19 protein-coding genes and 3 tRNA genes are annotated in these 24,368 nt (G+C 38.6%); 10 read left to right on the forward strand and 12 right to left on the reverse strand.

The features are described 5' to 3' along the window. Nucleotides 1–565 precede the first annotated feature (565 nt). Nucleotides 566–2,191, forward strand: a complete 1,626-nt coding sequence (locus GNP81_RS00515) for a methyl-accepting chemotaxis protein (protein ID WP_196584293.1) — start codon at nucleotides 566–568, stop codon at nucleotides 2,189–2,191. 139 nt (nucleotides 2,192–2,330) lie between these two features. On the opposite strand, the gene GNP81_RS00520 is transcribed toward GNP81_RS00515, so the two are convergent. From GNP81_RS00520 to hrpB, 5 genes are all read right to left on the reverse strand, one after another. Beyond that, nucleotides 2,331–2,406: transfer RNA gene (locus GNP81_RS00520), tRNA-Asn, on the reverse strand. A 28-nt stretch (nucleotides 2,407–2,434) separates the two neighbouring features. Continuing rightward, nucleotides 2,435–2,510, reverse strand: a tRNA-Thr gene (locus tag GNP81_RS00525). A gap of 52 nt (nucleotides 2,511–2,562) precedes the next feature. Beyond that, nucleotides 2,563–2,638 (reverse strand) — tRNA-Phe (locus GNP81_RS00530). Between the two features lie 235 nt (nucleotides 2,639–2,873). Then, nucleotides 2,874–5,246 (reverse strand): penicillin-binding protein 1B, encoded by a 2,373-nt coding sequence (mrcB, locus tag GNP81_RS00535; RefSeq protein ID WP_155674299.1) that lies wholly within the window; start codon nucleotides 5,244–5,246, stop codon nucleotides 2,874–2,876. 24 nt (nucleotides 5,247–5,270) lie between these two features. Next, nucleotides 5,271–7,736 carry an ATP-dependent helicase HrpB gene (hrpB, locus tag GNP81_RS00540; RefSeq protein WP_155674298.1) on the reverse strand — a complete coding sequence of 822 codons (2,466 nt, stop codon included), beginning with the start codon at nucleotides 7,734–7,736 and terminating at the stop codon, nucleotides 5,271–5,273. Between the two features lie 59 nt (nucleotides 7,737–7,795). Between hrpB and sfsA the strand changes: the two genes are divergently transcribed. The 7 genes from sfsA (at nucleotide 7,796) to panC (ending at nucleotide 13,708) form a co-directional block, all read left to right on the forward strand. After that, nucleotides 7,796–8,503, forward strand: coding sequence for a DNA/RNA nuclease SfsA (gene sfsA, locus GNP81_RS00545; RefSeq protein ID WP_155674297.1), 708 nt, complete (start codon nucleotides 7,796–7,798; stop codon nucleotides 8,501–8,503). 165 nt (nucleotides 8,504–8,668) lie between these two features. After that, nucleotides 8,669–9,118, forward strand: a complete 450-nt coding sequence (gene dksA, locus GNP81_RS00550) for an RNA polymerase-binding protein DksA (protein ID WP_005420851.1) — start codon at nucleotides 8,669–8,671, stop codon at nucleotides 9,116–9,118. Nucleotides 9,119–9,182: 64 nt separating this feature from the next. Further along, nucleotides 9,183–10,076: a tRNA glutamyl-Q(34) synthetase GluQRS gene (gluQRS, locus tag GNP81_RS00555; RefSeq protein WP_155674296.1), complete on the forward strand. Its 894-nt coding sequence runs from the start codon at nucleotides 9,183–9,185 to the stop codon at nucleotides 10,074–10,076. A gap of 20 nt (nucleotides 10,077–10,096) precedes the next feature. Further along, nucleotides 10,097–11,524 (forward strand): polynucleotide adenylyltransferase PcnB, encoded by a 1,428-nt coding sequence (pcnB, locus tag GNP81_RS00560; protein ID WP_011262610.1) that lies wholly within the window; start codon nucleotides 10,097–10,099, stop codon nucleotides 11,522–11,524. Further along, nucleotides 11,521–12,006, forward strand: a complete 486-nt coding sequence (gene folK, locus GNP81_RS00565; RefSeq protein WP_155671108.1) for a 2-amino-4-hydroxy-6-hydroxymethyldihydropteridine diphosphokinase — start codon at nucleotides 11,521–11,523, stop codon at nucleotides 12,004–12,006. Before pcnB ends, folK begins: the two co-directional genes overlap by 4 nt. A gap of 22 nt (nucleotides 12,007–12,028) precedes the next feature. Next, on the forward strand, nucleotides 12,029–12,823 hold the full coding sequence (gene panB, locus GNP81_RS00570) for a 3-methyl-2-oxobutanoate hydroxymethyltransferase (RefSeq protein WP_012533595.1): 795 nt from the start codon (nucleotides 12,029–12,031) through the stop codon (nucleotides 12,821–12,823). A 9-nt stretch (nucleotides 12,824–12,832) separates the two neighbouring features. Next, on the forward strand, nucleotides 12,833–13,708 hold the full coding sequence (gene panC / locus GNP81_RS00575) for a pantoate--beta-alanine ligase (RefSeq protein ID WP_155671104.1): 876 nt from the start codon (nucleotides 12,833–12,835) through the stop codon (nucleotides 13,706–13,708). A 100-nt stretch (nucleotides 13,709–13,808) separates the two neighbouring features. Here panC and GNP81_RS00580 read toward each other — a convergent pair whose 3' ends face one another. The 3 genes from GNP81_RS00580 to GNP81_RS00590 form a co-directional block, all read right to left on the reverse strand. After that, complete coding sequence (locus GNP81_RS00580; RefSeq protein ID WP_155671102.1) at nucleotides 13,809–14,579, reverse strand: ABC transporter permease; 771 nt, start codon at nucleotides 14,577–14,579, stop codon at nucleotides 13,809–13,811. Next, a complete protein-coding gene (locus tag GNP81_RS00585; protein WP_155674295.1) occupies nucleotides 14,579–15,496 on the reverse strand; it encodes an ABC transporter ATP-binding protein in 918 nt (305 codons plus the stop codon). The genes GNP81_RS00580 and GNP81_RS00585 overlap by 1 nt, the downstream gene beginning before the upstream one ends. 151 nt (nucleotides 15,497–15,647) lie before the next feature. Continuing rightward, complete coding sequence (locus GNP81_RS00590) at nucleotides 15,648–17,303, reverse strand: SulP family inorganic anion transporter (RefSeq protein WP_336495407.1); 1,656 nt, start codon at nucleotides 17,301–17,303, stop codon at nucleotides 15,648–15,650. A 292-nt stretch (nucleotides 17,304–17,595) separates the two neighbouring features. On the opposite strand from GNP81_RS00590, the gene can reads away from it, so the two are divergent. After that, nucleotides 17,596–18,252, forward strand: coding sequence for a carbonate dehydratase (gene can, locus GNP81_RS00595; RefSeq protein ID WP_005420870.1), 657 nt, complete (start codon nucleotides 17,596–17,598; stop codon nucleotides 18,250–18,252). A 119-nt stretch (nucleotides 18,253–18,371) separates the two neighbouring features. On the opposite strand, the gene GNP81_RS00600 is transcribed toward can, so the two are convergent. Both GNP81_RS00600 and hpt read right to left on the reverse strand, forming a co-directional pair. Then, on the reverse strand, nucleotides 18,372–18,623 hold the full coding sequence (locus GNP81_RS00600) for a hypothetical protein (protein ID WP_005420873.1): 252 nt from the start codon (nucleotides 18,621–18,623) through the stop codon (nucleotides 18,372–18,374). A 527-nt stretch (nucleotides 18,624–19,150) separates the two neighbouring features. Further along, complete coding sequence (gene hpt, locus GNP81_RS00605) at nucleotides 19,151–19,681, reverse strand: hypoxanthine phosphoribosyltransferase (RefSeq protein ID WP_155671096.1); 531 nt, start codon at nucleotides 19,679–19,681, stop codon at nucleotides 19,151–19,153. A 373-nt stretch (nucleotides 19,682–20,054) separates the two neighbouring features. Here hpt and GNP81_RS00610 point away from each other — a divergent pair, with 373 nt between their 5' ends. After that, nucleotides 20,055–20,660 (forward strand): TetR/AcrR family transcriptional regulator, encoded by a 606-nt coding sequence (locus tag GNP81_RS00610; protein ID WP_155675062.1) that lies wholly within the window; start codon nucleotides 20,055–20,057, stop codon nucleotides 20,658–20,660. Nucleotides 20,661–20,777: 117 nt separating this feature from the next. Here GNP81_RS00610 and lpdA read toward each other — a convergent pair whose 3' ends face one another. Both lpdA and aceF read right to left on the reverse strand, forming a co-directional pair. Continuing rightward, nucleotides 20,778–22,205, reverse strand: a complete 1,428-nt coding sequence (gene lpdA, locus GNP81_RS00615; RefSeq protein ID WP_005420880.1) for a dihydrolipoyl dehydrogenase — start codon at nucleotides 22,203–22,205, stop codon at nucleotides 20,778–20,780. A 275-nt stretch (nucleotides 22,206–22,480) separates the two neighbouring features. After that, nucleotides 22,481–24,364 carry a pyruvate dehydrogenase complex dihydrolipoyllysine-residue acetyltransferase gene (gene aceF, locus GNP81_RS00620; RefSeq protein ID WP_155674294.1) on the reverse strand — a complete coding sequence of 628 codons (1,884 nt, stop codon included), beginning with the start codon at nucleotides 24,362–24,364 and terminating at the stop codon, nucleotides 22,481–22,483. Between the last annotated feature and the right edge of the window lie 4 nt (nucleotides 24,365–24,368).

The following is a 24,368-nucleotide window of genomic DNA, read 5'->3' on the forward strand; positions in this document are numbered from 1 at the left end:
GTTTACTTTCATTTTAAAAAAATGAAAACAAACTGGTTTGATTATCAATTCACAAGTGCCCACACAGATTGATTTGGTTAAATTGTTAAAGAGCTTTTCTTCTACTTTTAAGCCATTAAGACTTTCTTTCGAAGAGGATGGTCATTTTATTCATTTAAGCTTCAGTGTCAAGCACTTATTTGAAACTAATTTTAAATTTCCATCCAGTCTAATCCGATTGCAAACCCTTACTGGATAAGCCTCCGTGTCAGTGAGGTCGCATTATAGAGACCTAATTCATATTGGCAAGCATTTTATTTAAGATTTAATTCAAATGAATAGAATATAAACAAAATGTTCAATATGAAGCCATGAAACTTATTAAAATAGCCTTTAGCTGATTAAAACCTAAGCTTTCCTATTATAAATACCAGTGATATTTAATAAATAGTGAACTAGTTCTTGTTATTTATTCCCTTCTTATTATATAAAGCGCGAAAATCCCACTCCAAAGTGGTATTTATTAAACTTATAAATCATTCTGCCGATACATATACATCAGACTAATAATCAAGGATCACAAGGCATGAAGCTAAAAAACCAATCTTACGTTCTGGCTACCATCATTTTTTGTTCTCTTATATTAATGACAGCAACAGGATTATGGACTTTACGAGTTGCTAGTACAATAGACAACAAATCTCGAGTAACTGAGATTTTTCAAACTACCTATAACTTAATTACCAATATGGAAAATATGGTAGAAGAAGGAAAGATTGAAGAATCAAAAGCGAAAGAACTCACTATTACTATATTACGTAATAACATTTATAAAGATAATGAATACGTTTATGTTGCTGATGAAAATTTAACTTTTCTTGCTGCACCTTTAGATCCTCAGTTACACGACACAAGTTTTCATGAATTTAGAGATAGTGAAGGGCGTAGCGTAGGACAAATTTTAGAAAATGCCATTAATCAAAATCCAAATGGTATGGCTGAATATACTTGGTCCTTAAAAATGCCAGATGGCAGTATTGATAAAAAGCTATCTATTGCTGAAAAAACAAATAAATGGAATTGGATTGTCGGTACTGGTATTGGCGAAACAGAAGTAAATGAACGCTTTTGGGCAACAGCACAATGGCAATTCGGATTGGCTTTTATCATTGCTAGCTTAATACTTAGTATTTTAATGATTGCAATTAAGCGTATGCTTGCACTGCTTGGTGGCGAACCACACGATGTACGATCTGCAATTCAAACAGTTGCAGCTGGGCAAATCGTCACTCAATTTGAGACTAAAGCTCCTGAAGGTAGTATTTATCAAGCAGTTCAAACAATGAACCTTTCTTTAGCTGAACTTGTTGAGCATTTAACCCAATCAATGATTGCATTGAAAGACGAGTTATCTGATGTACATTCTCGTTCAGGTACCGTAAGTCAACTGACTGAAGATCAGCACCAATCAACAGAAATGATTGCTACAGCTATAACTGAAATGGCATCTTCTGCAAACAACGTAGCAGAATCAGCACAGCAAACGGCTATCAATACAGATAATGCAGACAAACAAAGTGTACGTACACAAGAGTTAATTAATGCCACCGTATCAAACATTGAAGGTTTAGCTGAGCAATTGAGTACTGCAAGTACAGCCGTAGCTGAGCTAGATAATGAAGTAAATAGTATTGTTAAAGTGCTAGATGTAATTGGAGATATTGCAGAGCAAACAAACTTATTAGCATTAAATGCAGCTATTGAAGCAGCACGAGCAGGAGAGCAAGGACGTGGATTTGCCGTTGTTGCTGATGAAGTTCGTAATCTTGCAGGCCGAACTCAAGGTAGCACTAAAGAAATTCAACAAATGATTTCTAATCTCCAAGAAGGTTCACATAATGCTATTTCTACGATGGAAGTGTGTGCTGAGACAAGTAAGAGCACAGTATCCGAGTCCAAAAATGCCTCTGATGCTTTACAACAAATTGTAACGGCTCTTGAAACAATCTCTAGCATGAGCCACCAGATAGCAAGTGCATCTGAAGAGCAGAAATACGTTAGTGAAGATATTACACAACGAGTGAATATCATTGAAGAAAGTGGTCAACAATTAGCGAAAGTTGTCGCTGATAGCCAAAACAGCACTCAAACATTAACAGAACTTGCAGATGATCTTGAGACTTGGTTAAATAAATTCCAAGTTAAACATTAGATTTAACCCCACCACTACTCTTTGAAAGCATGCTACTACAGCATGCTTTTTTTGTGCTATCAATTTGATTAAGACGAGATAGGAGTACAAATTTCAAGTATAAAAAAAGCCTCGTCATTTCTGACGAGGCTTTAAAAAGTGGCTCCCTTTGCTGGACTTGAACCAGCGACATACGGATTAACAGTCCGCCGTTCTACCGACTGAACTAAAAGGGAACAGATTTTTATTCTCAAAGAGAAGAGATGGTGCCGACTACCGGAGTCGAACTGGTGACCTACTGATTACAAGTCAGTTGCTCTACCTACTGAGCTAAGTCGGCACACTTAATTTCATTGCTCGTGCTAATCACGTTAGACACCAACAAATTAATATGGTGCCCGGAGGCGGAATCGAACCACCGACACGAGGATTTTCAATCCTCTGCTCTACCGACTGAGCTATCCGGGCAACGAGGTGTATTAGAATGCTTTTTAGTTTCAGGGTCAACAACTAATTACAAAAAAAGGATTGTTTGGTGAAAATATACTCGCAACGGTCGATTTTATAACATTTTCATCAAAAGATAATCGACTTTATTCAATATATCCCCTTTAAACTCTCATTCAATAATTAGTAAAGCTGTATGCCTCTCTTACTTATCTAGTATGAATTGATAATTAAGAGAGGATCTCTTTGTTAACCGTTAAAAACCAAAAATATCAGTTAACCAAGCTGCTGGTTTATTCTTTTCACACTCGGCTTTATACTGCCCTTTTTGATCCCAAATTGGTAACTTCACTCTGCCCGAACAGTCTGGCTCTAATGTTTTATTACTTTGTAAATCAAATCCAGCGGTTGTTACTTCATTTGGCCACGGTAATTGAAGAACCTCAGGAGAGCGCATACTTAGATAATCAGCATAAACTCGTAACGCACCACTTGAACCTGTCAATTTCATTGGTTTGTTATCATCACGACCTAACCAAGTAATGGCAACCTCTCGGCCATCAATACCAGCATACCAACTGTCTCTTGAATCGTTACTTGTTCCCGTTTTACCCGCTAAGGCCGCCCAACTATATTTACTATTTAAGAACCGAGCCGTTCCTTCACTCACCGTTCTTTTCATTCCATACACAGTTAACCACGTTGCTTGTTCAGGAACGACTGCAGCTGATTTAGGGAAATTTTCATAAAGTAAGTTTCCATCATTATCTACAACTGCCTTAAGTGCTGTTAAAGCGGCTTTTCTCCCACCGTTACCAATTGTTTGATACATTTGAGCTACTTGATATGGTGATAAATTGATGGAACCTAATAGCATTGATGGCACTTGATTAATCTCATTTGCATCAACCCCTAATTTAACTAAAGTGTCAGTCACTTTGCTTAAACCAACCATTAAACCAAGATTTACTGTCGGTACATTTAAAGAACGAGAAAGGGCATAATAAAGAGGAACCTCTCCTCTGAATTTACGGTCAAAGTTCCTTGGCGTCCAAGTTGTACCTTTACTTCCTTTTAGTGCAATCGGTTTATCATCTAACGTGGTTGCTAATGAAAATTTATCTGGTGTTTCTAATGCACTCAAATAGATAGCAGGTTTAACTAGTGACCCAATTGGTCGTTTAGCATTAATCGCTCGGTTAAATCCATCAAATCCAGTTCGGCTACCACCAATCATTGCTCGAATTTCACCACTTTGACGATCAACAATCACCATTGCAGCTTCCAAGCCTTTCCCAGCTCTTTTTTCTAACTGAGGTACTGTTCTTTCAACAGCTTGCTCTGCTTTTTGCTGAGACAGAGGATCCAGAGTAGTGAATACTCGTAACCCTTCCCCTTTCTGATATGCCTTACCTGCTTTCTCTTTTAGTTCCCATTTTAATTGTTGGAAATAAGCCGGTTGTCTTGTCGCTATAGTTGCTCGTTTTTTTACATCAAGTGGACGGCTAGCAGCCATTTCATATTGATGTGGCGACAAGATCTCTTCTTGCATCATTAATCGAAGAACTAAATCACGGCGCTCTTTTACTCGTTCAGGGAAACGCATCGGGTTGTAATAAGACGGGCCTTTCACCATACCAACTAACATCGCTAGTTGATCAATACGCAACTCTTCTATTGGTCGACCAAAATACACCTGTGCAGCCAAGCCAAAACCATGAATGGCCTCTCCACCAGTTTGCCCTAAATACACCTCATTTAAATACGCTTCTAAAATACGGTCTTTGCTATAACGATAATCTAAAATTAATGCAAGATACGCTTCTCGAACTTTTCGCCATAATGTACGTTCACGAGAAAGAAATAAGTTCTTCGCTAATTGTTGAGTCAGCGTACTACCACCTTGAACTGTTCGTCCTGCCTTCGCATTCACCACCATAGCTCGAGCAATAGCAAGAGGAGAAACACCATCATGCTGATAAAAATCACGGTCTTCCGTCGCTAATAAAGCATCAACCATCACCTCAGGGAATTGCTCTCTACGTAAAAATAAACGTTGTTGATCATCATCGGCATCAAGCATGCCCAAAAACTGAGGTTCTATTTGTAAAAAGCCCATCTGCTTCATGACGGTTCTGTTTTCAATTTTCTGAAGTCCTTCAGAATTAAAATAAAGCATGACGTGACGATCTGGCTCTGGTCCTTGTTGAAATTCAAAAGGACGACGAATTAATTCAATTTTTGTTAATGATGATGAATATTCACCAGGGCGTTGAGGTTGACGTACTTTTTGATATTTAAGTAAATCCAACTCATTTTGAACCGTTTTTAAACTGATATTTTGCCCAGGAGATAACGTTAGCACTCGGCTATAAACAACCGTCGGCAAACTAAATAATTGACCATCAAAACGTTTCTTAACTACGGTATCAAGATAAATACCGGCGATAACAAGAATAGCTAAAACAACCAAGCTTAATTTAAAGCCTAAAATCATCAGACTCTTCCAAAAAGGACGAGACGATTGCGCTTTTTTCTTAGGCGATGTTTTTCTTTTCGCTGGTGCTTTCTTCTTTGCTGTCGTTTTTTTAGAGGCAGCTTTTGTTGGTGTTTTTTTCTTTTCAGCCATGAGAAATCTTTTAAATTATGAATATTAGTTAAAGTGACGTTTTGTTTTTTTGGTTGCTTGATGCGTAGCAGGATCATCTGGCCAAATATGCTTTGGATAACGTCCTTTCATCTCTTTTTGTACTTCTTTATAAGAACCTTGCCAAAAACCCGCAAGATCGCTTGTTGTTTGTAATGGTCTCTGCGCTGGTGACAGTAGCTCCATCATTAGTTTTTTTGTTCCTTTTGCTAATAATGGTGTTTCAGCCTCACCATATACTTCTTGCATTCGAACCGAGATCTTAGGTTCTGATTGTAATTGATACTGTATCTTTGCTTTTGTTCCTGTCGGCAATACGTAATGGTTAGGTAAATATTCATTAATTAACTGCATATTATTCCAACCAACATAAGCCTCTAATGCTTCCATAATATTCAGTGCTTTTAGTTGTTTATCACTTTTTATGTGATTCATAAAAGGTTGTAGCCACTTATTGATATCATTTAATAAATGGGTTTCATCTAACAAAGGTAAACCCAATTCAGGCAACCATATTGATGCACATAACAAGCGAGAGTGAAATGCTTCGACTGTGTCACTCCAATTTAAGCTAGATAATCCTTGTCTCTGAACCATGCGTAACAATGCTTCTGATATTTTACTTTCATCTGGCGATTTTATTGGTTGGCGCTTAATCACCAACTGTCCTAACTGAGTCCGTTGTTCGGCAAGCATGCGACCATTTTTTTCATCCCAATCAACATACTCTACTTCAGATAGTAAATCAGAACAGGAATCTAAAAGTGATGACAGTGTTAAAGAAGCACCAAGTAAAACCTGACTGCGGTTATTTACGCCTTTTAATAAATCAACCACCACCAAATAATCACTTTGAGCAAGGTTTTCTAGTTCATCAACTTGAACCCCGTGCCCATTAGATAATTGAAATTGACCGGACTCACCTTTGGCCATTGCAAGTCTATCAGGGAAACCATTAACTAATACTTCTTCTACATAATTAGGAGATGCCAATTCTTTATCTTCATTAACTAAGAGTAATTTAGCTAATCGATGAGCTCTTTGATGGTAATAATTTGATTTTGGATACTTCCCATCCAGTAGCAAAGAAAGATGGTAACTTACGTCTTTTGACTTTATCGATTTAGCAGGTTCTTCAATAATCGGCAAAAGAAATAATGCCGTATTTAGATGAGCCAATGACATTTCCTTTGCACGAAGCAATATCATAGAAAGTCGAGGATCCATACCTAAGTGTTGTGATTGTTCACCAAAAACTGTCAATTGCCCTTGGGTATCTACTTGCCCCAATTGCTTTAATAATTCTTTTGCTTGTTGAACATTAGACTTGGGTGGCAATGTTAACCATTGTAAATCCGATGGTTGTGTTACTCCCCATTTAGCTAACTCTAAAATCAAAGAACTAAGATCTGACGATTCGATTTCAGGAGTAGGAACTAATGCTTGTAGTTTGAATTGCGACTCACTGTACAGTCGAATGCAGATACCTGATTCTAAACGTCCTGCTCGCCCTTTTCTTTGCTCTGATGCTGATTGTGCTATACGCTTTTTTTCTAATTTTGTAATTCCTGTTTTCGCATCAAAGCTCGCCTTATTTTCATACCCACTATCGATAACGACTCGAACACCTTCAATCGTTAAACTGGTTTCAGCGATATTCGTTGCAAGTACAACTTTTCTTTGTTCTATAGGTGCAGGCATTAATGCTTGTTGTTGCTTTCTTATTTCCAGTTGACCATACAAAGGAGCAAGAATCACCTCTGATGAAAGGTCACTTAACCTCTCTTCCAGTTGTTTAATCTCTCCGACTCCAGAAAGAAAAACCAAAATTGAGCCAGTTTCATTAATCAAGGTTTGTCGAATAGCATTCTCTGTTGCATCAAGTAATTTTTGATTCGCCTTTAATGGCTGATAACGTGTTTCGACTGGAAATAAGCGCCCGTCTGACTCTAAATAGGCCGCATTAGGTAATAATTTTTGCAACGCTGCTTGATCTAATGTTGCTGACATCACCAATAGTTTTAGATCTTCCCTCAGAGCATCTTGAACTTCCAGAGCAAAAGCTAAAGAAGTATCTGCGTGAATGCTTCTTTCATGGTATTCATCAAAAATAAGTAACCCTACGTCTGATAATTCAGGATCAGATTGAATCATACGAGTCATGATCCCTTCTGTTACAATCTCCAAACGAGTTTTAGAGCTGACTTTTGTTTCACCACGCACTCTAAAACCAACTTGCTCCCCCACCTTTTCACCTAATTGAGATGCTAAGTAATTCGCAATATTACGGGCAGCTAAGCGCCTTGGCTCTAACATAATAATTTTGCCGTTAATCAGATTCTCTCTTAATAAAGTAAGCGGCAAAAAAGTAGACTTACCAGCACCTGTCGACGCTTTTAATATAAGCTGAGAGTGATGCTTTAATTCCTCAATCAGTGATGGGATCACTGTTTCAATAGGTAACTGTGACAATGGGTTCGCCTTATGGCATTATCTCGAATTAAACCATTGTACAAAAAAACAGTAGTTAAATGAAATTTGAACCTGAATTAGAATCTGGGAAGCTAATAAAACGCTATAAACGCTTTTTAGCTGATATTAAACTTGACGATAATAGTGAGCGCACAATTCATTGCGCTAACACTGGAGCAATGACTGGCTGTGCAGAACCGGACAGTACGGTGTTTTTTTCAACATCCAGTAACCTCAAGCGCAAATACCCTAACAGTTGGGAGCTCAGCGTCACAGAAAACAATCACACAATATGCGTTAATACCCTTCGAGCTAATCAATTAGTTGTCGAGGCGATTCAAGATCAGAACATAAAAGAACTGACTGAATATAACGAGCTAAAAACCGAAGTAAAATACGGCTCAGAGAACAGTCGAATTGATATTTTACTTACTGGTAAATCGTTACCTGACTGCTATATTGAAGTGAAGAGCGTCACATTACTAAGTGAATCGGGTCAAGGTTTCTTTCCAGATGCCGTTACAACTCGAGGCCAAAAACACTTAAGGGAATTAAGCGAAATGGCACAACTTGGCCATAAAGCCGTATTATTTTTCGCTGTTTTACATTCAGGTATTGAAAAAGTCTCAATCGCACACCATATAGACCAGCAATATCATTCTTTATTAATTGATGCGATTGAAAATGGGGTCAATATTCTCTGCTACCAAGCAGAGATGTCATCAAAAGAGATGAAGATCGTACGCAAGCTACCTTTTAGTATTTAGTCACTTCACTAGTGTAATAAATACATTCTTTTTAAGAAAAGTGCTACGTTCTTGCTACTGGATCTCAATTGATGAAATCAATATTTGATTGCCTCTTTTCTTTCTGCTATAGATAGCGCCCTCATTTGGCTAGTGAGAGTCAAAGACGTTTTAGGAGAAGCTGTAATGCCAGAGAGCAATACAAAAAGAACGCTAGGAATTCTAGCTATCGCTGGTGTTGAACCTTATCAGGAAAAAGCCGGTGAGGAATACATGGGCCCAGCCCAAGTTGAACACTTTACAAAGATTCTAGAAGCTTGGCGTAACCAACTTAGGGAAGAAGTTGCACGCACTGTGAACCACATGAAAGATGAAGCAGCGAACTTTCCAGATCCAGTTGATCGCGCGGCTCAAGAAGAAGAATTTAGTTTAGAACTGCGTAATCGTGACCGTGAGCGCCGTTTAATTAAGAAAATTGAGAAAACACTAACAAAAATCGAAGAAGAAGAATTCGGCTTCTGTGATTCTTGTGGTGTTGAAATCGGTATTCGTCGATTAGAAGCACGTCCAACCGCTGATCTTTGTATTGACTGTAAAACTCTTGCAGAAATCAAAGAAAAGCAAATGGCAGGTTAATACCTATCAAATCATAAAAAAGGGAGCATTCGCTCCCTTTTTTACGTTTAAATAGTGAATGTTTATGACAACTCAATACATTGGTCGCTTTGCACCATCGCCCTCTGGCCCATTGCACTTTGGCTCTCTTATTGCCGCGCTAGGAAGCTACTTACAAGCTAAATCTCATCGAGGAAAATGGCTCCTTCGTATTGAAGATATTGACCCTCCAAGAGAAGTACCAGGCGCCGCTTCGTTAATCATTCAAACCATAGAGAATTACGGTCTAGAATGGGACGAAGAAATTGTATACCAAAGTCAACGACACGATTTATATCAATCTCAAATCGATCAATGGCTTAAAGAAAATAACGCTTATTATTGCCAGTGCACACGTAAACAAATAAAAGAAGACGGTGGTTTCTATTTAGGTCACTGCAGAGATAAGCACCATTCAGAAAAAAATTCCGCTGTTCGTTTGGTTATGCAGCATCCTGTTGAATCATTTAATGATATTAAACATGGTACCATTTCAATCCCAAACCAACTTGCACAAGAAGACTTTATTATTAAACGTCGAGATGGACTATTTGCTTATAATCTCGCCGTGGTTCTTGATGATATAGACCAAGGGGTTACCGAGGTGGTTCGTGGTGCCGATCTCATTGAACCGACAGGACGTCAAATATCACTTTACCGTCAATTGGGTGCGAATGAAGTTAGCTACCTTCATTTACCCCTTGCTGTTGATGAAAAAGGCAATAAACTTTCTAAACAAAACTATGCACCCGCTATTGATAATAGTAACCCTAAACCAACACTATTAGCTGCATTAGCATTTTTAGGGTTTATAATTCCATTAGAAGTAAAACAAGCTACATTGAATGAAATTCTTCAATGGGCAATCCAACATTGGCAATTAAATCAGCTTCCAACTGGGCTCGAGATCACTACCCCATTCTCAAAACCCTCAATTTAAGCTATGATGTGCGCCTATTTTTGACTGCTCACTTGAATATCGAGGTTATTATCTTTAATCAAGTTGCCCGTTTTTGTCGTAATTTACTCAAAAACAACAGTGATATTTGCTCAACAGAGGATTTGAAACTGAACGTTATCACACGCCAAGAACATAATATTTCACGTAAAGATTTAAGTGATAATGCACTTAAAGTTCTTTACCGTCTAAGTAATGCTGGATATGACGCTTATCTGGTAGGCGGAGGTGTGCGCGATATTCTATTAGGTCAAGAACCTAAAGACTTTGATATTGCAACCAATGCAACTCCAGAGCAAATCAAAAAACTATTCAGAAATTGTCGCTTAATCGGTCGACGATTCCGTCTAGCGCATATTCTTTTTGGTCGAGATGTCATTGAAGTTGCTACCTTCCGCGGTCACCACAAAGAAGATAATGAGAAAAAGAATATCTCAGCTCAATCTGACGAAGGGATGCTACTACGCGATAACGTATATGGCACAGTAGAGGAAGATGCTGAGCGTCGTGATTTTACGGTTAATGCGATGTACTACAATATCGCAGACTACTCGATACACGATTACGCTAACGGTATTGAAGATTTAAAAAATGGCATTATCCGTTTAATTGGTGATCCTGAAACTCGTTATCGCGAAGATCCCGTTCGTATGCTTCGTGCTGTTCGTTTTGCTGCAAAGTTGGATATGACCATTTGCGATAAAACAGCTGCACCAATTGCTGAACTTTCACCCCTACTAAGAGATATTCCTGCTGCACGTTTATTTGAAGAGTCATTAAAGCTACTGCAAACCGGTAATGGATTAAATACTTACTGGATGCTACGAGATTTTAATCTTTTCCAACAATTGTTCCCTGTGCTAACTCCTTTCTTAACGGAAGAGGGAAATAGTCCAGCAGAACAAATGATTGAGCTTGTATTACGCTCTACCGATAAGCGAATCAACAGCGGTAAGCGTGTAAACCCTGCATTTATGTTTGCAGCGATGCTTTGGTATCCATTAACCGCAAAAGCGCAAGAAATCCAAGATGACAATCCAAAATTTGATCACTACGAATCAATAATGGAAGCATCTAATCTAATTTTGGATACTCAAGTAAGAAGTACTGCGATCCCACGTCGTTTAACTGCAACGATTCGTGATATTTGGCAACTTCAGTTACGTCTGCCTCGTCGTACAGGTAAACGAGCTTTTGTACTTATTGAGCAACAAAAATTCCGTGCCGCTTATGATTTCTTAGAAATGCGTGGCAAAGTTGAAGGCGGCGAAACCAAAGATTTATGTGACTGGTGGACTGAGTTCCAAGATGCACCAGCACCACATCGTAATAATATGGTTCAAAATTTAAACGGTGGTCGCCGTTCTGGTGGTCCTCGTAAGCGTCGCAGCCCATATCGTAAGAAAAAAAGAGCAAATAACGACTCATGATCAAAGTAATTATTGCGATTGGGAGTAACCTTGGAGATCCCGTAGCTCAAGCAAAAGTGGCTATCAATGCCTTGCATCAGCTTCCGGACTCCAAAGTAACAGCGGTATCATCGCTTTACAGCAGTTCACCTATGGGCCCTCAAGATCAACCTGATTATATTAATGCTGTTGTTGAAATTGAAACCAACCTTGCTCCAATGGAATTACTGAATCTCACTCAAAAGATTGAGCTTGAGCAAGGCCGCGTGCGTAAAGAAGAACGCTGGGGACCAAGAACTTTAGATCTCGATATTATTTTATTTGGCGATCAAACGATCGACAATGAGCGATTAACTGTGCCTCATTACGGCATGAAAGAACGTGAATTTGTTCTTTATCCGCTCGCTGAAATTTATAATGATTTAACTTTACCTGATGGCACAACCCTCTCTCAGTTATTAAAAACTGTAGATAGAAATGGTTTGTCTATTTGGGAAGATTAATCGCTTCTAGTAAGGATGTTTTATGAAAAAAATCTCTATTCATGACTTAATGAAGTGGAAGCAAGAAGGCAAAAAATTTGCCACTGTTACAGCATATGATGCTAGCTTCGCACAACTATTTGAACAGCAAGAAGTCCCTGTTCTATTAGTCGGTGATTCATTGGGTATGGTTTTACAAGGTAAGAGCGATACACTACCTGTAACCACTGAAGAGATCGCTTACCATACTCGTTGTGTACGTGCTGGTAGCCCAAATAGTTTAGTTATGGCTGATATGCCATTCATGAGCTATGCTACTCCAGAGCAAGCGTGTGAAAATGCAGGCAAGCTAATGCAAGCGGGCGCTAACATGGTAAAAATTGAAGGCGGAGAATGGATAGCTGAGACCGTTCGCATCCTTGCTGAGCGCGCTGTACCAGTTTGTGCACACCTTGGTTTAACACCTCAATCAGTTAATATTTTTGGTGGATTCCGCATTCAAGGTCGTGATGAAGCTAAAGCTGAACAAATGGTAAAAGACGCACTAACACTTGAAGCGGCTGGTGCTCAAATTATCCTATTAGAGTGTGTTCCTGCTTCTCTTGCTGAACGCATCACAAAAGCCTGTACCGTTCCTGTTATTGGTATTGGTGCAGGTAATGCAACGGATGGCCAAATCCTTGTAATGCACGATATGTTTGGTATTTCAGCTAACTACATGCCTAAATTCTCTAAAAACTTTTTGGCAGAAACTGGTGATATGCGTAAAGCCGTCACTAAATATATTCAAGATGTTGAGCAAGGTACATTCCCTGCTGCTGAACATACATTTAACTAAGGAAACGTAATGGACATTTTTTCTGAAATTTTACCATTACGCGAGCAGATCAAAGCTTGGAAACGCGAAGGTAAACGCATAGCTTTCGTACCAACAATGGGAAATCTGCACGAAGGTCATTTAACCCTAATTCGCACAGCTCGCGAACATGCTGATATTGTTGTTGCTAGTATTTTTGTTAACCCGATGCAATTTAACAATGTTGATGACCTAACTAACTACCCAAGAACAATGGACGAAGATGTTGAAAAACTGACTTCTGAAAACGTTGATCTTGTCTTCACTCCAACCCCTGAGATCATGTATCCAGAAGGGTTAGAGAAACAAACAACCGTTGACGTTCCTGTTATCTCTACCATTTTAGAAGGCGCTTCTCGCCCTGGTCACTTTAAAGGTGTCTCGACGGTTGTTAATAAGCTATTCAATATTGTTCAACCTGATGTTGCTTGCTTTGGTGAAAAAGACTTCCAACAGCTTGCGCTTATTCGTCAAATGGTTATTGATATGGCGTTAGATGTTGAAATCGTTGGCGTACCAACCGTTCGTGAAATGGATGGATTGGCAATGAGCTCACGCAATAACCTATTAACGCTTAATGAGCGTCAACGTGCACCCGTTTTAGCTCGCACTATGCGTTGGATAAGCAGCCAAATGCGTGGCGGTCGTAATGATTACCTATCTCTAATTGAAGATGCTAGTGATCAACTACGCGCAGCGGATCTGCAACCGGATGAGATCTTCATTCGTGACGCAAGAACGCTACAAGAGCCAACAGAAGAAACAACTCAAGCCGTAATTCTAATGGCGGCGTTCCTTGGTCAAGTTCGTTTAATTGATAACTTAGTTGTTGAATTATCGGCGACATCGAGCGACGAAGAAGAGTAATATTTTCTAAAAGAAAAATAAAAGGGCTGAAGATAATCACTATCTTCAGCCCTTTTTTTATCTATGATTTTATATGTAACATATGATAGTAATGTAGCAATTAACTTCTTAAGCCAATTCCCTTAGAGACTAAGTGCCAAGCAATACCATATAAAACAACAATAAATACTGACAACACAGTAAATGCCGTACCGATACCAACATCAGATACACCTAAAAAACCGTAACGAAACGCATTTACCATATAAACTATCGGGTTTAACTTAGATACTCCTTGCCAGAATTCAGGCAATAGACTTATCGAGTAAAAGACACCACCTAAATACGTTAATGGTGTTAACACAAATGTTGGAATAATACTGATGTCATCGAATGTTCTAGCAAAAACGGCATTTATCAACCCACCTAATGAAAATACAATGGATGTCATTAATACCGTCAGCATAATCACGCCAAGATGAGCAATTTGAATATCAACGAAGAATAAAGAAACACAAGTAACTAGTGCTCCAACCAATAAACCTCGAACAACACCACCACCAACAAATCCTGCGATAATAATATAGTTAGGTACAGGAGCTACAAGTAACTCTTCTATGTTCTTTTGAAACTTAGAGCTAAAGAAAGAAGAAGCTACATTTGAATATGAGTTGGTAATAACCGACATCATAATCAAACCAGGAACAATATATTCCATATAGCTAAAACCACTCATCTCACCAATACGTGACCCAATTAAATTACCAAAAATAATAAAATAGAGCGTCATGGTTATCGCAGGTGGAACTAATGTTTGAACCCAAATACGAACAAAACGGTTTATTTCTTTCGAGATAAGGCTTTTAAATGCTGTCCAATATAAATTCATCATTATTTTGCTTCTCCTGAACGAACAATACTGACAAACAATTCTTCTAATCGATTTGCTTTATTCCTCATAGATAGCACATTAATACCTTGATGATTTAACTGTTCAAAAAGGTAATTAAGCCCCTGAGATTTATCAATTTCAACTTCGATAGAGCCATCTTTACAACTGGTTATTTTTGCACCGTCTAAAACAGGTGTAGGGCTATTTTCAGCAAGATCCAAAATAAAGGTTTCAACTTGAAGTTTATTCAATAATGACTTCATTGAGGTATTCTCTATTACCTCACCTTTATTAATAATTCCTATATTTCGACAAAGCATCTCAGCTTCTTCAAGATAGTGTGTAGTTAATATGATCGTCACACCTTGCTCATTAATTTGCTTTAAAAACTCCCACATAGAACGACGAAGCTCAATATCTACACCAGCTGTCGGTTCATCAAGAATTAATAATTTAGGTTCATGCATTAAAGCACGAGCGATCATTAAGCGACGTTTCATACCTCCAGATAAGTTACGCGCACGATCATTTCTTTTTTCCCACAGATCCAACTGAGTTAAATATTTTTGGGCTCTCTCTTTTGCTAATGTGCGAGAAACTCCATAATAGCCAGCTTGCTGAATTACAATTTGCAATACGGTTTCAAATGGATTGAAATTAAACTCTTGTGGAACCAAACCTATTTGCTGCTTTGCTTGTACTAGTTGGGTATCAATGTCATAGCCAAATACTTGTACTTTACCTGATGTTTTGTTTACCAAAGAGCTAATCACGCCTATTGTCGTCGATTTACCTGCCCCATTAGGACCAAGTAAGGCATAAAAATCTCCTTTTTCAACGGTCAAGCTCACTCCTTTAAGCGCCTCGAAACCACCTGCATAGGTTTTTCTTAATTGTTCAATTTCTAATGCGTACATTTGTTTACCTGTTATCTGGAAGCAAATATCTAATAATTGGGCTAGACTATCGTTAAATTACGATGAATGCAAATTAGCGTCCTCAATGGATAATAAAAAACCGCAGAGTGATTCACCCTGCGGTCTGATCTATTTCAATTAAGTTAATACGTTACTCTTCATTCGGTGAAACATATTTAATTGCGGACTTAAGCGCTTCATAACGAAACTTATAGGTGTTTTCACTCGGAATTAAATCCGTAACATGAAACTTCTCTAACTGTTCTTTAGTTTGCTCATTTGGGCATAATAGATACACCTTACAATTTGCATCTAATGCATCATTAATCGCATTCTCCAACGCTAAACCAACGGTCACATCAATCATAGGTACATCAGTTAAATCAAGTATCATGACTTCATAATCAGAAATACTGCTGTGCTGTCTTGAAATGGCTTTAGATACACTGAATATCATTGGGCCCGATAAGTAAAAGAAAAGCACCTTACCATTAGCTTTATCTAATAGTGCTTTTTCACTGTCCGTTAAAGGAACATCATCTTCATCCGCATCACTGATCGCTTTTACTTGCCTTGCTTGCTCTCGGCTTAAGCGCTCAATAATAATAATGTTAGAAATAAAAACACCAAGACCAACCGCCACAATTAAATCAACAAATACGGTTAATAACATAACACCGTACATAATGGCCATGCCTGCAAAGCTAACCTTATGAGCGCGTTGAATGAAACTCCAATCCAATATATTAAAGCCAACATACACAGCGATACCGGCTAATACTGCCATCGGAATAGGTTCTGTTAATCCACCAGCAACCAATACGACTAAAGCGAGTACTGCCGCCCTAAACACTCCAGATAGCGGTGAGCGAGCACCAACTTGGATATTGGTTACCGTACCCATTGTGGCACCTGCGCCAGGTAAAGCACCAAATAATCCAGAGATCATATTAGCCAAACCTTGGCCTCGTAGCTCTTTATCTGAGTCATGTTCTTTACGTGTTAATGAATCCCCAATAACGGCAGTCAATAAAGTATCAATGCAACCTAATGTACCAAGAACCAAAGCATCAATAACCATGGTGGTAAACATTTCAAAATTAATCGTTGGAATAACTAAAGAAGGAAGGCCAGCAGGTATCTCACCAATACGACGAATAGATTCCATATCAAAAAAAAGCATAGATAGTAGAGTGACAGCAACAAGTGCAACCAATTGAGCTGGAACATATTTACGATATTTATCAGGAAATAAAAATAAAACCCCAAGAGTTAATAACCCAAGAAATAATTCTTTAATGTCCAAGTTAGCTAATGTGTCAGGTAATGCTGATAAAGTTCCTATTACTCCGCCTGCAGGTGCTGCATGCCCTAATAAAGGAGAGAGTTGAAGAATGATAAGAATAATACCTATACCAGACATGAAGCCAGAGATAACACTATAAGGCATTAAGGTAATGTATTTACCCAGTTTTAATGTACCGAGTAAAATTTGGAAAGCACCGGCCATCATGACAACAGTAAACGTCATTGCCATACCCGTTTCAGGGTATTTTGCAACCATGCTTGTTAAAACGGCGGTCATAATTACCGTCATTGGTCCTGTTGGTTCAGATATCAACGTCGAAGACCCACCAAACAATGAAGCAAAAAGCCCCACCATGATCGCTCCCCATAAACCAGCCTCAGCTCCCGCTCCAGATGCCACACCAAAAGCCAGAGCAAGTGGAAGCGATATGATGGCCGTGGTAACCCCACCAAAGAGATCGCCTTTTAAATTAATATTGTCAAACCGTTGACCAAACACCGTTAGCTCCTTGTTTATAAACACGTTAACCTCATTAATTTAACAAATGTTATTCATCTCTCATAATAGTTAATTAGAACCAATCACTACTACTTATGTCCTAATCATTAATAAATGCTAAAAAGCGTTTTTTATAAGCATGAACTCGTCAGATGAGTACTTTTAAAACCATTTTTTAGCAGATTGAAATTGTAACATTGTGTATAGTAAATAAACCTGTTGAGGTTTTTAACAGAAAGAAGTTTAGGTAATACTCTTCCTTCTTATGTATTTAAGGGATGAAAAATTTAAAATGCCAGAAATTAAAGAGCTTTTTGAAAACAATTCTAAATGGGCTAAATCAATCAAAGCTGAACGCCCTGAATATTTTGCAAAATTAGAAGAAGGCCAACATCCAGGTTTTTTATGGATAGGTTGCTCTGATAGCCGAGTACCAGCGGAACGTTTAACTGGATTATATTCAGGTGAGCTGTTTGTTCATCGAAACGTTGCAAACCAAGTTATCCATACCGATTTAAACTGTTTATCAGTACTTCAATACGCTGTAGATGTTTTAAAGATCAGGCATATTATTGTTTGTGGTCACTATGGTTGTGGTGGGGTTAATGCGGCTATCGATAATCCACCTTTAGGCTTAATCAATAACTGGCTACTGCATATTAGAGATCTATTCCTAAAACATAGAACGGTATTTGGTAAGTTACCTCGTGAAAAATGGGGTGATAAACTGTGTGAAATTAATGTCGCAGAACAGGTATATAACGTAGGTAACTCAACCGTTATGCAAAATGCGTGGGAACGTGGACAAGACGTTCAAATTCATGGTGTTGTTTATGGCATGGGGGATGGCGTGTTAAATGATCTTGGTGTTAAAGGGCACAGTCGCGAATCATTAGAGATCTCATATCAAGCCGCAATGTCTAACATTACCAATGTTGGTGATGAATAATAAAAGAGAAATTACTTTTACCCCTTTATCAGGATAGATATACAGGCCGCACTATTAATAGTACGGCTAATATAAGTTGCCAGAGAAAGCATTCATCACTTACTTTCTCTGGCTATTTATTACGTTGCTATTCTCAAGCGTATGAGTCGACGGAGATGACGTACTTGGCGCTCGGCTTTAAATACAGGTTGTTCAAGATCGCTGATAGTTCGACCATCAAGATGTAAGCCTATATCTTTTAGTAAATACTCATTTCCCCATGGAATTTCATATTGTACTTTACGTACGGCACGTTTCCACTCTCTCTCCTCACGAGCTAAATCCGCTTTAATAAGTAAAGTCGCTAAACGTAGGTATATTGAATGACGCATAATATTTCTCCAAATATTTATATGTGAGAGATATTGCGACTAATGCCAGAAGAATATACAAAGAGTCCCCTCTAAAGATAGCCGCAATATTCGCAGCCTTAGAAGGTTACGAATTAATTAATCGTTTCGATCGCTTACAGGTGCAAACGAGGTATTGATGGTACAACATTGTTTGTACATATGAATAATCATCATGTTGACCTCCTAAAACGTAAAATTAATTCTTTAAATGGTAAGATGTAAATTTTATTTACGGTTAAATTGTAACCACCACTGATTATTTTTCAACCACAAATTTGAAACATTTAAAAAACAAAATAAACACATTGAAATACTTTATCTGATTATAATTCATTCTAAAAAAAGAATAAAAAACAGTTAAGTTCCATACTTTTCGCTATATAAAATAGATAATAGTTATATCAATAAAAAAGCCAAAGAAGTTATATTTTCTTTGGCTTTATTTATAGTTAATACTGAATCAAATATCTATCTGAATAAACAACGCTTCAGCATTCATTCAAAAATTATTCTTGTGGTACCACTTTACCGATGTACGATAAGTTGCGGTACTTCTGAGCATAATCAATACCCACACCAACCACAAATTCATCAGGAATAGAGAAACCAATCCAATCAACATTTACTTCTACTTCACGACGAGAAGGTTTATCCAGTAATGTACAAATCGTAATTGAATTTGGTTCACGGATAGATAAGATCTCACAAACCTTACTTAATGTATTACCTGTATCAATAATATCTTCAACTAGAAGAACATCTTTACCTTTAATGTCGTCATCTAAATCTTTTAAGATTCGTACATCACGAGTACTTTCCATACTGTTGCCGTAGCTTGATGCCGTCATAAAGTCTACAGTCATTGGTACATCAATAGCTCGAGCTAAATCAGCCATGAATACGAATGAACCTCGTAATAAACCAACCATTACTAACCCTTCAGAATCTTTATAGTGTTCTGAAATGTGTTGACCTAGTTCTTTTACACGTTGGTTGACCTCTTGCTCCGAGATCATAACCTCTACTGTATGTTTCATACTATCTCACTTATTCGTTGAACCTACTAAGAGTAGGATTAGACCGACACAGTTTACAGCAAAATAGAAAATGAAACGTGAGTAATTATAAAAGTTTTTTGAACTGAGATTAAGAAATGGCTGTTAACGCGTTTATTATGATGTAAAGAGATAATCAACACTTGGCAATAACCACATTCAAAATGTAAACTTCACTTTCTATTTATTGCGTAAATATATGCAATATTAAAAAAAATTCTTTAAGTTCGTCATAAATTTCATTGATCAGCTGAATAACTGTTGAATATATAAGCAGCCTTATGTAAAGTTATTGAGAATAATAATAATAAAACCCTATATAAAATAATAATTTGTTGGCAAGGATATAAATATAATGGATACAATCCAAAAAAGGCCTAGAACAAGGCTATCTCCAGAAAAGCGCAAAGAACAATTACTTGATATCGCAATTGAAGTGTTTTCACAACGTGGCATTGGTCGCGATGGTCATGCTGATATTGCAGAAATCGCTCAGGTCTCTGTCGCTACCGTGTTTAATTACTTCCCAACAAGAGAAGATCTTGTTGATGACGTATTAAATAAAGTTGAAAACGAATTTCACCAATTCATCAATAATTCAATTTCTCTTGATCTTGATGTTCGTTCTAACCTTAACACTCTTCTTCTGAATATCATTGACAGTGTTCAAACTGGTAATAAGTGGATCAAAGTATGGTTTGAATGGAGTACCTCGACTCGTGATGAAGTATGGCCTCTTTTCTTAAGTACTCACTCAAATACAAATCAAGTTATCAAAACTATGTTTGAAGAAGGTATTGAACGTAACGAAGTATGTAACGACCATACCCCTGAAAACCTAACAAAAATGCTTCATGGTATTTGTTACTCTGTTTTCATTCAGGCTAACCGTAATAGTTCACCTGAAGAAATGGAAGAAACGGCAAATTGCTTCTTAAATATGCTGTGTATTTATAAATAGATTCAGGATTCAGGATTCAGGATTCAGGATTCAGGATTCAGGATTCAGGAAATGATAATAAAAAACCGCTGATTTCTCAGCGGTTTTTTTATGTTTAAATAAAGAAGTGAGTAAAAATTACTTCTTCTTTTTAACAGCTTTTTTGTTTGGAAGGTCAGTGATTGAACCTTCAAATACTTCCGCTGCTAGGCCTACAGACTCATGTAGAGTTGGGTGAGCGTGGATAGTAAGAGCGATATCTTCTGCGTCACAACCCATTTCGATTGCTAGGCCGATTTCACCAAGTAGTTCACCACCGTTTGTACCAACGATAGCACCACCAATTACACGGTGAGTTTCTTTATCAAAGATAAGCTTAGTCATACCATCAGCACAATCAGATGCGATTGCACGACCTGATGCAGCCCATGGGAAAGTAGCAACTTCAAAGTTTAGACCTTCTTCTTTTGCTTCTTTCTCTGTTTTACCAACCCAAGCAACTTCTGGCTCAGTGTAAGCAATTGAAGGAATTACTTTAGGATCGAAGTAATGCTTCTTACCAGAAATAACTTCTGCAGCTACGTGACCTTCATGCACACCTTTGTGAGCAAGCATTGGTTGACCAACAACATCACCGATCGCATGAATATGAGCAACGTTAGTACGCATTTGCTTATCAACATTGATGAAACCACGCTCATCAACTTCGATACCTGCTTTTTCAGCATCGATAAGTTTACCGTTTGGTACACGACCGATAGCAACAAGAACTGCATCGTAACGCTCAGCTTCAGCTGGTGCTTTTTTGCCTTCCATTGAAACGTAGATACCGTCTTCTTTTGCTTCAACAGCTGTTACTTTTGTCTCAAGCATTAGCTTGAATTTGTCTTTAATGCGTTTTGTGTATACTTTAACGATGTCTTTATCCGCTGCTGGGATAACTTGATCAAACATCTCAACCACTTCAACTTTAGAACCTAAAGAGTGGTAAACCGTACCCATTTCAAGGCCGATGATACCACCGCCCATGATCAGTAATTTTTCTGGTACTTCTTTTAGTTCTAGCGCATCAGTTGAATCCCAAATACGTGGGTCTTCATGCGGAATGAACGGAAGTTTAATCGGACGAGAACCAGCTGCAATGATAGCGTTATCAAAAGTAACTGTTGTGTTTTCTTCGCCTTCAACTTCGATTGTGTTAGGGCCTGTAAATTTACCGTAGCCATTTACTACAGTAACATTACGCATCTTAGCCATACCACCAAGACCGCCAGTCAGTTGAGTTACAACTTTATCTTTCCAGATACGGATCTTATTAATATCAGTTTGTGGTTCACCAAAAACAACACCGTGTTCAGCCATTGCTTTTGCTTCTTCGATTACTTTAGATACGTGAAGAAGAGCTTTCGATGGAATACAACCTACGTTTAGACATACACCACCAAGAGTGCTGTAACGCTCGATTAATACTGTTTCTAGACCTAAATCTGCGCAACGGAAAGCAGCAGAGTAACCAGCAGGACCTGAACCAAGTACAACTACTTGGGCTTTAACTTGTTTGCTCATTTTGACCTCGTTATAGTCATTTCCCTAACAGGCTGACAGATGTTCTATTATTGTTTTCAAACCGCATTCATTTTACATATATGTTAACAGTGTGAAAGCAAGTTGGGGTTAGCCTGTGAGCTAGACAACAATTCACATTCAGCATGCTCCTCTTGGAACATTAAAAAAAACTGCAAATTGCTTTAATAAATATAATGTAAGGAATAAATCCTTAAGCTTATTAAGCAATAAGGTGACCTATTAGCCACCTTATTGTTTGTTTCAATAACCGCTAATTACAGTACTAGACGACGAATGTCTGATAATGCACTGTTTAAGAAAGTAATGAAACGAGCACCTTCTGCACCATCAATAACACGGTGGTCATAAGACAGCGACAGTGGAAGTTGTAGACGCGGAGCGAACTCTTTGCCATTCCATACAGGTTTAATCTCAGACTTAGAAACACCTAGGATACCAACTTCTGGTGCATTTACGATTGGTGTAAATGCAGTACCACCGATACCACCAAGGCTTGAGATTGTGAAACAACCGCCTTGCATATCAGAAGCTGTTAGTTTACCAGCACGTGCTTTCTTAGAAACAGCCATTAGCTCTTCAGATAGCTCGTAAATACCTTTTTTGTTCACGTCTTTAAATACTGGAACAACTAGGCCATTTGGCGTATCAACTGCGATACCTACGTTTACGTACTTCTTAAGAATGATGCTTTCGCCATCTTCAGATAGAGAAGAGTTAAACGCTGGGAACGCTTCAAGTGCTTTAGCAACCGCTTTCATGATGAATACAAGTGGCGTGATCTTCATGCCTGTATCATTTTTCGCTTCGATTGCATTTTGCTCTTTACGGAATGCTTCTAGCTCAGTGATATCTGCGTTATCCCACTGTGTAACGTGAGGGATCATTACCCAGTTACGGTGTAGGTTTGCACCAGAAATCTTCTTGATCTTAGAAAGTTTCTGAACTTCTGTTTCACCAAACTTGCTGAAATCAACTTTTGGCCAAGGAAGTAAACCAAGAGCTGAACCGTCACCACCTTTACCAGATGCCGCTGCACCAGATTCAAGACGCTTAAGTGCATCTTTAACGAAACCTTGAACATCTTCTTTAAGGATACGGTTCTTACGGCCAGTACCTTTAACTTTCGCTAGGTTTACACCAAATTCACGAGCAAGACGACGTACAACTGGAGACGCATGAGCGTAATCGTTGTTCGCTTCAAATTCACCTGTTGATGCAGGAGCAGAAGCGGCTGCAACTGGTGCCGCAGCAGGAGCTGCTTGTGCAACTGGAGCTGCTGCCGCTTGAGGAGCCGCTGGTGCCGCGCCTTCAACAACAAATGTCATGATTAGAGAGCCAGTCGATACTTTATCGCCTGCTGCAATCTTGATTTCTTTTACTGTACCAGCAAATGGTGCAGGAACTTCCATTGATGCTTTGTCGCCTTCAACAGTAATTAGAGATTGCTCTTCTTCTACTGTATCACCAACTGCAACCATGATTTCAGTTACTTCAACTTCATCACCGCCGATATCTGGAACGTTCACTTCTTTCTCTGCAGATGCCGCAGGAGCCGCTGCAACTGGCGCAGCCGCTTCAACTGCTGGAGCCGCTGGTGCTGAACCTGCAACTTCAAAGATCATCACTAGAGAACCAGTTGATACTGAGTCACCAGAAGCAATTTTGATTTCTTTTACCGTACCTGCAAATGGAGCTGGAACTTCCATCGATGCTTTGTCGCCTTCAACAGTTAAAAGAGATTGCTCTTCTTCTACTGTATCGCCAACAGCAACCATGATTTCAGTTACTTCAACTTCATCACCACCGATATCAGGAACGTGAACTTCTTTAAGCTCTGCAACTGATGCAGCAGGAGCAGCAACTGGTGCCGCTTCAACTGCTGGAGCAGCAGGTGCTTCTGCAGCACCCTCTGCTTCAAAGATCATAATAAGAGAACCTGTTGTTACTGAATCACCTTCAGCAATTTTGATCTCTTTAACGATACCCGCTTGAGACGCAGGAACTTCCATAGAAGCTTTATCGCCTTCAACAGTGATCAGTGACTGCTCTTCTTCAACTCGGTCACCGACCTTAACTAGAATCTCAGTTACTTCAACCTCATCTGCACCGATGTCAGGTACATTAATTTCGATTGTCATTGTT

The organism is Aliivibrio fischeri, assembly GCF_009727955.1.
Classification (GTDB): domain Bacteria; phylum Pseudomonadota; class Gammaproteobacteria; order Enterobacterales; family Vibrionaceae; genus Aliivibrio; species Aliivibrio fischeri_A.

What these genes read in the sequence shown, in the direction of transcription:
- GNP81_RS00515 (WP_196584293.1), top strand. Translation starts at nt 566, where the DNA reads ATGAAGCTAAAAAACCAATCTTACGTTCTGGCTACCATCATTTTTTGT.
- mrcB (WP_155674299.1), bottom strand. Translation starts at nt 5,246, where the DNA reads ATGGCTGAAAAGAAAAAAACACCAACAAAAGCTGCCTCTAAAAAAACG.
- sfsA (WP_155674297.1), top strand. Translation starts at nt 7,796, where the DNA reads ATGAAATTTGAACCTGAATTAGAATCTGGGAAGCTAATAAAACGCTAT.
- dksA (WP_005420851.1), top strand. Translation starts at nt 8,669, where the DNA reads ATGCCAGAGAGCAATACAAAAAGAACGCTAGGAATTCTAGCTATCGCT.
- gluQRS (WP_155674296.1), top strand. Translation starts at nt 9,183, where the DNA reads ATGACAACTCAATACATTGGTCGCTTTGCACCATCGCCCTCTGGCCCA.
- folK (WP_155671108.1), top strand. Translation starts at nt 11,521, where the DNA reads ATGATCAAAGTAATTATTGCGATTGGGAGTAACCTTGGAGATCCCGTA.
- panB (WP_012533595.1), top strand. Translation starts at nt 12,029, where the DNA reads ATGAAAAAAATCTCTATTCATGACTTAATGAAGTGGAAGCAAGAAGGC.
- panC (WP_155671104.1), top strand. Translation starts at nt 12,833, where the DNA reads ATGGACATTTTTTCTGAAATTTTACCATTACGCGAGCAGATCAAAGCT.
- GNP81_RS00580 (WP_155671102.1), bottom strand. Translation starts at nt 14,579, where the DNA reads ATGATGAATTTATATTGGACAGCATTTAAAAGCCTTATCTCGAAAGAA.
- GNP81_RS00585 (WP_155674295.1), bottom strand. Translation starts at nt 15,496, where the DNA reads ATGTACGCATTAGAAATTGAACAATTAAGAAAAACCTATGCAGGTGGT.
- can (WP_005420870.1), top strand. Translation starts at nt 17,596, where the DNA reads ATGCCAGAAATTAAAGAGCTTTTTGAAAACAATTCTAAATGGGCTAAA.
- GNP81_RS00600 (WP_005420873.1), bottom strand. Translation starts at nt 18,623, where the DNA reads ATGCGTCATTCAATATACCTACGTTTAGCGACTTTACTTATTAAAGCG.
- hpt (WP_155671096.1), bottom strand. Translation starts at nt 19,681, where the DNA reads ATGAAACATACAGTAGAGGTTATGATCTCGGAGCAAGAGGTCAACCAA.
- GNP81_RS00610 (WP_155675062.1), top strand. Translation starts at nt 20,055, where the DNA reads ATGGATACAATCCAAAAAAGGCCTAGAACAAGGCTATCTCCAGAAAAG.
- lpdA (WP_005420880.1), bottom strand. Translation starts at nt 22,205, where the DNA reads ATGAGCAAACAAGTTAAAGCCCAAGTAGTTGTACTTGGTTCAGGTCCT.
- aceF (WP_155674294.1), bottom strand. Translation starts at nt 24,364, where the DNA reads ATGACAATCGAAATTAATGTACCTGACATCGGTGCAGATGAGGTTGAA.